The following is an 11,967-nucleotide window of genomic DNA, read 5'->3' as shown; positions in this document are numbered from 1 at the left end:
TGGGCATTAAAAAACCGCCTTGGAGGCGGTCAGGTAGAAGATCAGGCAGGCAGCTGCTGGCGCGGCCGCATCAAGGAGGCTGGGCCAACCCCAGACCTTCCAGTAGAAGCCGCCCCACCATGGCATGCCATCACGATGGCCACCGGCGAATGTGGCGATGTAGCGGTATTCCGCCTGGGTGTGCTCGCGCGCCAGCCACCAGCTGCAGGCCAGCGCGCCGCCCAACCACCAGTTACCCAGCACCAGGCCGACCAGGGCCTGGGCCAGCATGGCGATCAGTGCGTGAATCAGCGGCGTCCAGTCCATCAGACGCTCGCAGTCACAGGCACAGAGCCATAGAGGTCAGTCCCTTCGACCGTGGGCGTCAGCTCATACAGCCACTGCACCACATCACTACCGGGCGGCACCAGGGGCACATCGATCACGCGGCTGGTCAGCGGGCGCTTGCCCGATTGAAAGGCCGACTGGCTCACATAGCCCTGCAGCACGGCTTGGCTGCCAGGTGAGTTGAGCGTGCGGATCGTGTACTGGGCAATCACAAAATGCGTGATGGGCGCGCCCGAGTCGTCATCAAACAGGGAGGCGTGGAGGCCGATAATTTTTTCAGTCATGTTGTTCATCCTTCGGAATAAATAGAGAGAAGCGTTTTGAGGGAGCGTGGATGGTTTAGCTGGTTGGTGCGTCCACCTCCGTCTTGAGCACAGCCTCGCCGTCAACGATGTAGTGAGTGGCGTCGGAGACATCGAGACCGACTGGCACCGCCACCATCCCCGGTGGCGTGACCCGCTTGACCAGGTGTTCTCCCACCTCGAGCATTTGAAGAATGGTGGCCTCCCCCACCCTGTGCATTGCATAGCGCATGAGTTACCTTTTGCTGATGAGAACGGAGATCGTTCGCTCTTTGACAACGAGGCCAGGCCCCACGCCAACCAATCGCACGTAGCGCCACTGGCCGTTACCGACGAACATGTTGATAAAAGAGCATGTGACATACCCCGCACTAGGGCGGTAGGGATCAATGGATATTTGGGTGACACCGTCGACCTGAAGGTCGATGCGCCCGGCTCCTTCTCTGGCCTCGGCCAGAACAACCCAATTCACCATGTACATCGCTTCGCCATCGGCATCGGGAACCCACAGACCCAGGATTTCGGTGGCCGTCCCGATATACGGAATCAAGGCGGTCGACGTGGTGCCAAGGGCAATCGTGGCTGCGTTGGTTTTCAGGTTGTCAGTCGTCACAACCTTCTGCGCGGTCAGAATGCCGCTGAAGCTGCCTGATGCGCCAGAGAGGTTGCCGGAGAAGGTGGCATTGCCGTTCTCGATGCGCAGCCCTGGCGCATAGATGTTGCCGCTGCTCTGGATCTCGACATACCTGCCGTTATTGGCATTGCCCAGCAAGATGCCATTCGGACCAATGTGAAAGCCACTCTGCCCCGCCGGCGGCCACACATAGCCCCAGAAGCCGCCCGAGTTCAGGCCATTGCCATTGATGGTGATGCCGCCAATGGTTCCAGCGCTAGAGTAGATGGTCCCGCGCACGGTCACATCCGAGAACTCGGCTTTTCCGTTCGCGTTGATGCTCCAGCCCGTCGAACCCGTCACGTAGTTCGATGAGTTGATCCAAGATCCCACAGACAGATTGCCGCCCGTGAGCTTGGTCACGCTGATGCTGGTGGCTTGGATCGTGTCCGCGACCAGGTTGCCGAAACGGGCCCAGAGCGCCGTCACGTTGTTGATATAGGCCGCGTCCATATAGACGCCGGCCGGCACCACCACTCCATTGATGGTTTGCGCCGTGGTCTGCACCACAAACGGCTTGACGTTGCTCACCCCGCCCGGCGATCCGCTGGGGGCAGCAATCCAGAAGGAATTGGCCATCACCCCAAAATCGATCTGTGGCCCAGCCGTGCCGCTGGTCGTGCCCGAGATGCCAAACCCACCTACCACCTGCTGACCGCCTTGGGACAGTTGCATGCGCACGGAGTACTGCGCCCCCAGATAGCCATCGGTCGTGGCGCGGGTCGTGGCCTCTGTGGCGATGGCGGCAGAGGCCTGCTCGTCTGCTGTCACATCCTCCAGAGTGATGTAGTCCAGATCGAAAAAGCCGACCTGCCCCTGATAGTTGCCGACGATCATCAGCGCCAGGTGCGCAACCTTGTTGGCGAAGACGCGCGGCGCAGCCTTGGTGCCAGATCCAGTCGCAGCCCCAGCAGCACGCCCTTTGAAGTAGTACTCAACCACCTGCCAAGTGCCCAATGCTGGCTTTGCGTTGTTGATCGCGTAGTGCGCAGCGCTGATCGAGGAGGTCTCGACATTGCTTGTGTTCACGTACAGCGACTTAGCCGCGTTCAGACCAGCAATGCCCAGGTAGATGCCGCCATCGCCTGCCGTGCGCCTGAAGCGCACCGACAGCTTGTACAGCTTGTTTTCATCCATGGGGATCGTGGTCACATGGCGCAGCCAGCGCTCGCCATTGGTTGCACCATTTCCTACGGTCAACACCGCGCCACCGCGAGCATCAGGCTCTGCCGCAGTCACGAACGTGGCCGCTGCAGCCCCGCCGACCGCACTCCACTCCGACTCCCCGCCCAACGGGTTCAGCGCTTGCAGACAGGCCGCAGCAGACCCTACAGCCGCCTGCACCTGGTCAAGGCGCGTGGATTCGCTGGTCACGCGGCCGTCGATGTTCGTCACCCTGGTGTCTACCGCCGTCAGCGCAGCAGCCGTTGCCAGCTGGCCGGTACCGGTGGGCATGCGGCTTTCCAACTGAGTAGCGCGGGATGCCAAAGCGGCATCAGCATTCGCACTGGCCGTTGCCAAAGTGTTGACCGCCGCATTGACTGCACTCAGGCCGGCCACGCCGTTGTCACGCCAGCCAGTCACAGCGGCACCGAACTCAACCTGAGCACGGTCCCATTCAACGAATCCGGTAAACGGCGCAGCGGTGGTCCCTGACACACGGAATCCCACCCAGGCCATGGCCGCGTCAGCGTGAGGCGTCAAATTCTGCAGCAAGATCCGCTGCATCGACCCATCCGCGGTGAGTCCACCTGACCGCTCTTCAAGCCAAGTGCCCTGCGCATTCAGAAAGCCAATAACGACGCGAGCATAGACACCGGCCGTAGCACGGAAATAGACGGAGGCCGACACCTTGATTTTGGAAGTCAGGGGGATGCTGCGGCCATCGGTCCAAAGTTCACCCCAAGTGGCCAAACCTGTGTATTCAAGCCGCTGAGCAAATTCAGACGGCGCCAAGAATGACGGGACAAGGCTTCGCACCGGCTGAGAGGCGCCAGCACCTCCTCGAGTAACCCAGCCTTCTGCCATTCCAGAGACTGCACCAGCAAGTTCAAATGAAGAGTTGTAGAGCAGGTTCTGGCCACCCGCGTCAGTCAGGCCCGCCTGCAGGCTCGTGATCTGCGAAGCCTGCGAGGTCAGCGTGCCATTGATCGTAGAGACGCTCGAATTCAGCCCGCTGATAGCCGTGGCCTGTGAGGTGTTCACACCTTCTGCTGCGGTCACGCGGTTGGTCAGCGCGGTCAGAGCAGACGAAGTGGACGTAATGTTGCCCTCGGCAGCGGTCACGCGACTATCCAGAGCCTGAGTGGTCGAGGCCTGCGCGCTCGCTTCGGCCTTGTCGTTATCACGCCATCCAGTGACAACATCGCCTAGTTCAATCTGTGCACGATCCCACTCTACGAAGCCAGCCGTTACTGAGCCCAGCGTGTTGACGCGCAGAGAGATGTAGAACGTGTCTGCACCGCTGTTAACCGGAGGCACGAAGGACAGGCGCTGCCAGCCATCAGCCAAAGGCGTATAGGCGCTGACGCGCTGGCTTCCGACAACGGCGCCGCTCTTCATCCAAGTGCAGACGATGTAAGCCCGTAGTCCGTCCGTCCCACGGGCATAAGCAGACACAGCCATCGGCTGATCGCTCACCACAGGGACTCGCCGTGTAGTGGCCATCTCAAGAGAGGCATACAGGCTCGTAGTCATCCCTGTGGCGTCGATGCGGCGAGCAGCCCCTCCGTCCAGGCTCGATGTCACCGTTGTCGCCGTTCTGGTGACACCAGACGAGCCGGTCGTCGTCCAGCCATCGGGGCCACCGCCGACCGGCACCTCAAAGCTCGGGTTGTAGAGCAGGTTCTGGCCACCCGCGCTCGACAACGAGTTTTGCAGACTTGTGATCGCACTGCCCTGACTGGTCAGCGTGCCGTTGATCGTGGTCACGCTTGTCTGCAGGCCGCTGATGGCCGTAGCCTGAGAGGCATTGACGCCTTCGGCCGCCGTCACGCGATTAGTCAGCGTCGTGAGGGCACCAGAGGTGGAGGTAATGTTTCCCTCAGCCGTGGTCACACGCGATGTGAGCGCCGTGGTGGCGTCCGCATTCGCGGCATCAGCGGTCGCATCTTCAATCGTGATGGACTGCACGCGCAGCTGCAAACCGCTTGCAAGCGCAGTATTCAGACGCAGTCCGAAGCGCAGCAGCACGGCAGTTGCACCCCAGGCGACAGCGCCCGCCGCATTCGCGGCTTTGTCCGAGAACAGGGCAGTGATTTCCGCGATCTGTCCGGCTGCGGTGATGGTTACAGAGTTGCTGAACGCATCTCCGCCGCTTGCAAAGATGGCGGTATTCCCCCCAGCAACGATGTTCATGCCAAACGGGAACGACGGCGCTGCCACAACCTTGAAGCGAGCCCGCACACGATAGACGCGACCGGGAACGGCTTGCACGAGGCCCTTCGACTGCACGCCTGCTCCAAGCGAGGTCCAGTTGTTGAACTGAGCGCACACGCCGAAGTTGGCGTCGTCGGTCACGATCGTGCCAGGCAAGGTATTCACCGTGGTTGGATCGCCTTGACGCGAAGCAGTCCAGTTGCCCAGGCCTGCACTGAAGTCGCTCGGCAGCACCGGGCCATTGGTTATCGAGTTTTGCAGCGCCGTGATGGCAGAGCCCTGACTGTTCAGGGTATTGCCCTGCGTGGTCACCTTTGAATCCAGCGCCGACAGTGCCGAAGCATCGGCCTTGCCCGTTTGGAGGCCAGTCACCGAGTTCTGCAGGTTCGTGATGCTGGTGGACTGCGACGTGTTCACGCCCTCAGCCGCCGTCACCCGCGCGGTGAGCGATGTCAGAGCCTCGGCCGTCCCGTCAGCACGCATGCTGGCCGCGTTCGGGAACGCAACATAGGGTTCTGTTGCATAGATCTTGTCTCCAGCAGCACCCGTAAGCACTTGGACTGTGAAGGTCATACTTGCCGCGTCGGCCGGCACGTTTGCGCGACCGCTCAGATACTGCCATCCCCCCGCAGTTTTGTTGTAGGTCGTTCCGGCGATTGCTGCGCTGCCAGCGGCTGAGCTATCTTCCTTGAAGTACCAGCACGCCAGGCGAACGGCTGAAATATTGCTTGCAGGTGAGAACACCCAGCACCCAACATCCACGGCACCACCAGAAGGCGCCCACCCGACAACGCGGTTGGCATTGGTGGCATGGATGCTGTCAGTGAATGGGAAGCGCAGCACGGAGCCCGTTCCAGCGTTGAGATTCAGGATCGCGCAGGAAGAAGCAGGGCAGCCGGCAACCACATCGGCAGGTAGCTGATTGCGAGCAATGATCGCAACGGCCCCATTGGCATCCGTGGTCGGCTGCTTGCCTTCGGGAGAAAACGCCGTATTCGCCAGCTTGTTGACAGAGGAGCCGTCCGCCAAGCCAGCCTTCAAGGAAGTTATCGAAGATCCTTGTGCTGCAAGCGTATTCCCCTGGCTCGTCACCTTGGAATCCAGCGCCGTCAAGGCTGATGCATCCGCCTTGGTATTCGCAGTCGCTTGGGCTGCCGCTGCTGCAGCTGCAGCGTCCGTAGCCACCTTGTCCGTCACAGCTGTCCAGGCACTGCCCGTCCAGCGCTTTGGCGTGTTGGCACCGCCTGTGATGTCGATCCACAGGTTTTGCGGCTGCCGGTCTGCTACAGCCGGAGCCGTGGCGCTGTAAATCACTTTACCCTTGCCACCGGCCAGATCACTGGCAGCCTGTGCCGCCGCTTGGGCTGCATTGGCAGTGCCCGTGGTGGTGGTCAGCGTGTTGCTCAGGCTGGTGACCTGGCCAGAGGTAGAGGTGATATTGCCTTCGGCGGCAGTGACGCGCGAAGTCAGCCCCGACAAAGCCGAACTGGTTGCCGCATCGCGGGCCTGGCTGTTGTCACTCCACCCTGTAACCGTACCGCCCAACTCCACCTGGGCACGGTCCCATTCCACCCATCCCGCACTTGCCGTGGCCGAGCCCAGTACCCGCAAAAGAATGACCAGTGCCGTAGTACCAGCCGGCAGTGCCGAGGACAGCAAAGTAAGGCGCGCACCACTCTCCCCTGGCGTCACTACCGGGCCGTTATAGGTGGCCAGAAAAGCAGTGGCGGTCTGACTGGCTCGGGCCTGGATATGCACTCGCACAGTAAGGCCAGCGCTTGCGCGCACATAAGCTGAGAGCGCAACCCGCTGCCCTTCGACTGCAGCCGGCCGGAAATTGTTGTCTGTAAAGATGTCCGAAAACAGCGTGGTCGTCAGACCCGTGCAATCCAGTCGCTGGGCACGCCCAGCAGGATCGATCCACGATGGGACAAGGCTAGGATTGGCGGTAACCCCTGACGACCGGACATTGGCAAACCCGGCTGCGATGCCCGCGACACTACCCTCCAAGTCGAAGCTCGGGTTGTAGAGCAAGTTCTGGCCACCCGCCTCAGCCAGGCTGTTTTGCAGATTGGTGATCTGGCCGCTCTGACTGGTCAGCGATCCCTCGGCCGAGGTCACCCGTGTGTCCAGCGCCGTCACGGCTGCCGCAGTCGCCAGCTGGCCATTGCCGGCAGGCAAGCGGGCCTCAATGACTGTGGTGCGCGAGGCTGCGGCCGCATCAGCAGCCACGCGAGCGGTGGCCTCATCGATCACGCTTGCCTCGCTGGCAACCTTGCCGGTACCGGCGGGCATGCGCACCTTCACGGCGTCGATGGCCGAGGCATTGGCACTATCGCCAGAGACACGCGCCTGGCGCTCGTTCCAGACCAGGCCGGATGTGACCTGGGCCACATCACTGCCGGTGTAATTGCCACGCAACTGGGCAGCCAAAGTGGTGCGGGCCGATGCTTCAGCGGTAAGGCCCTGCTCGGTCTGGGTGATGCGGTTGGCGTGGTCGGCCAGTTGCGCCGCATGCGCGGCCACGGCTTCGCCCAGGCTGGCATAGTCGCCCACCAGATCCCAATAGGTGGTATTCGTGGGCAGGTTGCCCACGGTGTTGATCTTGGCCCTGTAGAGCTTGTTCAGGTACTTGACCAGTTGCCCCAGCTCATAGGCTTGCGCCGGGTCGAATTCGCTCGCGCCGATGATGTCCGAGACCTGGGCATTCACGGAATCTATACGCGCCTGCAGGTCATTGGTGGCCGCTTCCAGATCGGCAGCCATGGCCGCCACGTCCTGGCCGCGCGCTGCCGCCTCGGAGGCCACGGCTTGCGCACGGCTGCTTGCCTCAGCGGCAAGCGCCTGCGCGCGAGTGTTGGCCTCAGCAGCCACGGCCTGGGCACGCGCCTGGGCCTCGGCCAGCACGCGGGCGTTGACGCTGCCGGTACCCGTGCCGCTGATTAGGTCGATTTCTTTGGCCAGATCCGTATAAAGCTGGCTTTCGGTGATCTTGCCTTCCAGCACGCCCAACAGCTTGCCCACATCCTGGGCGGTCACAAACGTCACTCCGGCCGAGGGGGCAGACTCCACCCCGTCCACACTGACATGCGTAACCCAGATGGTGTACTTGGAGCCCAGCTCAACCGGGATCGAGGCAGGGTGCCCCTGCTCGGTACCCACAGACTTGGCGGCACTGAAAGCCGGGGCTGCGCCGCCCGTGGCCCAGAGCGCCGCATAGATCACGCTGTGGTCATGACCATGGCCCACGGTGTAGGTCGGGCTAGTCCAGTTCACCTGCGCGGTGGTCATGAGCGGCACGCCCGTCACGCCCGCGGGAGCTGGTGGCGGAGTTAGATCCGGCACCACATCGGCCACGTTGTGCAGCAGCTGGCCACGCCAGATGAGCATGCCCTCAGAAAGCACTCCGGAGCGACTGCGGGCACGCAGCGCAAATGTCCACAGACCGGCTTCGGGCTTGGTGCTCTCGAAACTATTGGTGTAGTAGCCGCCATCGTCCAGCGGGCGCATCTGCTGCCAGTCAATGTTGACGGGCGATCCGAGGATGTAGCGGATCTCGGCGCCCGCAAGGTCGGCTGGCGGTTTTTGGGTGGTGTAAGCGAAGCTGTACTGTCGCATTCCGCTGCCCGCCTCAGACACCATGAAGGTGTCGAAGTTGCGCGGTGGAAGAGCCTTTGCTGCCACGGTCGTGGCGGCGCTATAGCCCCAGGCGCTCACGGTGTCGATAGCGGAGATTGCGCGCACACGCACCAGGTAGTCGCCCGTATAGGCGTTTGGGATGTCCAACACGGTCAGCGCCGTGCGCGGCATACGCACCCAATCGGACTGCGATCGGGACCATTCCACGTCGTAGAAAGCAGCGCCAGCCACGGCCTGCCATGCCGCCGTGACTGTGGTGCTGACCGTGCCGTCGCCAGCAGTGACGCTGTGCGCCCCCACGGTCACTCCGATAGGGGTGGGCAGCACCTGAGCAGGCACCACGGACACCGGACGCTCGGGCAGCAACGCGCCCTGGTCGATGGCGGCAAACTTGCCCGGCTCGTGCTGAATGGCTGACACATCGAACGTCAGGCCCGGGCCAGTGCCCTCTGTGACCGACAGCACCGTAAAAAGCTGGGTCGCCACATCGGCGGTGCTGATGGCCCAGCTGCTCTCTGTCACAGGCGCCGCATCAAACGCAGGATTGACACTCACATGCTGGGCGCCGTCGATCATCTCCAGGTAGGCAATGCGGCGAGACTGCGCCACCCCAGAGGGCAGCATCACAGTGATGGAGTCACCAGCCCGGGCCGTGACAGGGGCGTCCAGCACAACCTTGGCAGCCGTCGCACTCTTGAGCAAGCCACCCATGCGGCGGCCCGCAAACGCGCTGTCCGCAATCTCGATCACCTGCCCGGGCGAGCACAGCGTGCCCTTGAGGCCCAGAGAGAAAGATACAGAGCGCGTCTCGCGCTGGGCGGTCAGCACAGCCCACTGGCCCACGCGCTGCGCCTGGGCTTCGCTGGTGCAGCCGAAGGCGGAGATTTCCACCTTACGAATGCCGTAGCGTGCCACCGCAGCGTCATCCTGGTATGGGAAAACTTTCTGGCGGCCAAAGTCCGTCATGTCGTTGTACGACACCAGGGCCACCGTGTGGCGGTCCTTCAGGCGGCTGCCGCTGTATGAGAAACGACCGTCAATCACATCGGCCTGGCTGTAGGTGACTGCGGGATCTCGCGGCATGTCCGCCACAGGCACAGCAGCGCCAGCCGCCCAATAGACCATGCCCCGGAAAATGCTGCACAGGTCCTGCAGCACGCGCGTGGCATCACCTCGGCTCTGCAGATAGGCGTTGCAGGTAAAACGTGGCTCCACCCCGCCACGGCCGTTGGAGACCATGCCGTCGCAATAGACCCCGATCTGGTACAGGGACCATTTGTTGATCCAGCCCGCCGGAATGCGCTTACCCAGGCCATAGCGGTCATTGGTGGCCAGGTCGTAGAACACCCATGCCGGGTTGTTGCTGTAGGCGCTCTTGAATGTGCCGTCCCAGATCCCCGCATAGGAGCGCATCACCGGGTCATAGTTGCTCGGCACGCGGATGATCCGGCCACGGCAGTGATAGGCGCGCGTGGGCACGCTGCCGCGAAACTGGCTCGCATCTACCTGCAGGCCCACCAGGGCCGACATGGGATAGCGCAGCTTGGCGTCAATCACCTCTGTGATGCTCTCGATCACCGTAGTGTCAGCAACGGTGTTGCTATTCGCATTGGGCGTGATGCGGCGCACGCGCAGCGTCCAGCTGCTCAGCGCTGCCGGCAGGTCGATTCGATGCGTGCGGCGATATTGCTGCGTGGTCTTGCCGGTGAAGGCTGCAGCCAGCACCTGCACCCAGGCGCCGCCATCGGTCTGCAGGTCAATGGCGTATTCAACGGTGTGGCCGCTGATGTCGCCGTTTTCGGTGTTGGCTTTGGACAGGCCATCCACCCCCAGCGTGATACGCACGGCCGACAAGTTGCGATTGAGGATGGAGCGCACCCAAGCCGTTGCCGCCTTGAGCTCCACGCCCACGGCCGCCGGCGACTCCGCAGAGGGGAAGCCGGGGATTGGGTCTTGCGTTTGCGTGCCAGAGCGGAAATCCGCCGTCACGCCCGCGAAGTTGAAACTACCGCCTGCGTTCTGCAGTGGGGTGTTGTTCAGGTAGACGGACTGCAGGCCATTGACCAGACCGGCAATCTCACCTTCGCTCAGCAGATCAAGCACACGGGCGTAGCTGGTGCTGTGCAGGCTGTCAGCTGCCTCCACAGGCTGACGCGCACCACCGCCACCGCCCTTGCCCTTGTAGCCGCGCAGGGACCAGCCGCCGCGCACAGGGCGAGGCTGCACTACTTCAAAAGCGTTCATTGTTGGTCTTGGGAGTAAATGCCCGCGCTGACAGTCGCCGAGCCAATAATCAATTCGCCGTACAGCAGCGGCACGGGGTTGCCCTGGGCGGTGGTGTTCACCGGCCCATTGAAGTTGTAGGAGGCGCCGTTTTCCGGGCCGTCCTTGGCGCTCAGGCCACGTTGTTGCGGGCTCAGCAGTTGGGCCACGCCGCCCAGCATCATTGCAGCGCCCATACCCGACAGCGCGCTGCTGGTGGCAACCAGAGCATTGATGGCATCAAAGCCCAAAGCGCCGGCCATATTGCCCACCACGGGCGCGATGTACGGCGCCGCGAAAAACAGGGCTGCGCCTAGCACCACCTGAAACAGACCACCGCGCTTTGCACCCTGCACCACAGGAGCGATGCGAATGTCATCGCCGCCGGCGGGATCGCACAGCCGGTCTTCGGACAGATTGCGCTTTCCCAGAAAGCAGGCATAGCCCACGCCACGGCTCTGGCTGGTCATCATTTCGCGCTCAAAGCCGGGCAGTAGCACGGCCAGGGCCTGCACGGCCTCGGCGCAGCTGGCAACAGCCAAGCGGTGCATGCGCCCGTACTGAGCGCCCAGGCGGCCATAGAGCCGCACTGTGCGCAGCGGTTGGTCGTCGGTGTAGGTCATGCCTTGAAGTCCTTGTGTCGAATCACTGCGCGCGTGGTCTCTTGCCAGTAACCGCCGTACACCACACGCTCAGACAAGCGCCCATAGAGGTGATGCAGCATGGCGTTCGGTACCGGGTGCAGGTCGGGCGCCTCGACTAGGGGGCGCTGGTCCAGATAGATGCCGGCATGGTTGGCCACCGGTGAGCGCACCGCCATCAGCACCACATCACCGGCCTGGATGGCGTCACCCTCGGGGATGAGCTCGAAGCCGGCCAGGCCGAATTGCTGCATGTACAAGTCCTGGCCGTTGTTCCACCAGTCATCAGCGCGCTCGAAGTCAGGCAACTCAATGCCAGCCTCCCGGCCGTACCAATCACGGATCAGCGTGTAGCAGTCCAGCACGCCATGGAAAAACTGGCGGCCCAGCAGCGGCGCACGCCAGCCGCAGGGAGCGAGCTGATGCACATCGTCCACAGCGCCCTCGCGCACGCTCACGATCACCCAGGGCACGCCCGAGGCCTCGCATGCGGCCCTGTCGGCCTCGCTGGGCGTTGCCGGGGCGTCGGGGTGGCTATGCACCACCGCCAGCACCTGACCGGCATCCTCGGCTTCGGCCCAGGCCTCGGCGCTCATGCGGAACTGCCCTGTACTGGCTTCGAGGTTCGTGCATGGCCGGTATTCCTCGCGCCGGCCCACTGCCACGATCAGACCGCAGCATTCGCGCGGGTACTCGGCCAGGGCATGGGCCTGAATGGCCGACATGGTTTTCTTGTGCAGCATGG

6 protein-coding genes are annotated in these 11,967 nt (G+C 62.8%); all 6 read right to left on the bottom strand.

What is annotated here, in order from left to right; all coding sequences use genetic code 11:
• Positions 1-6: 6 nt before the first annotated feature.
• The 6 genes from CTR2_RS08300 to CTR2_RS08275 are packed head-to-tail and all read right to left on the bottom strand — an operon-like array spanning position 7 to position 11,965.
• Positions 7-306: a hypothetical protein gene (locus CTR2_RS08300; protein WP_087085847.1), complete on the bottom strand. Its 300-nt coding sequence runs from the start codon at positions 304-306 to the stop codon at positions 7-9.
• The gene (locus tag CTR2_RS08295; RefSeq protein ID WP_140401098.1) at positions 306-611 is read right to left on the bottom strand and encodes a hypothetical protein; all 306 of its coding nucleotides are present in this window, start codon (positions 609-611) and stop codon (positions 306-308) included. The genes CTR2_RS08300 and CTR2_RS08295 overlap by 1 nt, the downstream gene beginning before the upstream one ends.
• Positions 612-666: 55 nt before the next feature.
• A complete protein-coding gene (locus CTR2_RS08290) occupies positions 667-861 on the bottom strand; it encodes a hypothetical protein (protein WP_087085849.1) in 195 nt (64 codons plus the stop codon).
• Between the two features lie 3 nt (positions 862-864).
• A complete protein-coding gene (gene gpJ, locus CTR2_RS08285) occupies positions 865-10,563 on the bottom strand; it encodes a TipJ family phage tail tip protein (RefSeq protein ID WP_087085850.1) in 9,699 nt (3,232 codons plus the stop codon).
• Positions 10,560-11,204 (bottom strand): tail assembly protein, encoded by a 645-nt coding sequence (locus CTR2_RS08280; RefSeq protein WP_003063441.1) that lies wholly within the window; start codon positions 11,202-11,204, stop codon positions 10,560-10,562. Before CTR2_RS08280 ends, gpJ begins: the two co-directional genes overlap by 4 nt.
• Complete coding sequence (locus CTR2_RS08275; protein WP_176391777.1) at positions 11,201-11,965, bottom strand: C40 family peptidase; 765 nt, start codon at positions 11,963-11,965, stop codon at positions 11,201-11,203. The genes CTR2_RS08280 and CTR2_RS08275 overlap by 4 nt, the downstream gene beginning before the upstream one ends.
• Between the last annotated feature and the right edge of the window lie 2 nt (positions 11,966-11,967).

The organism is Comamonas thiooxydans (assembly GCF_002157685.2).
In the GTDB taxonomy this organism is placed as follows: domain Bacteria; phylum Pseudomonadota; class Gammaproteobacteria; order Burkholderiales; family Burkholderiaceae_C; genus Comamonas; species Comamonas testosteroni_H.
The sequence above is the reverse complement of the archived record's forward strand: the minus strand, read 5'-3'. Positions and strand labels throughout refer to the sequence as shown.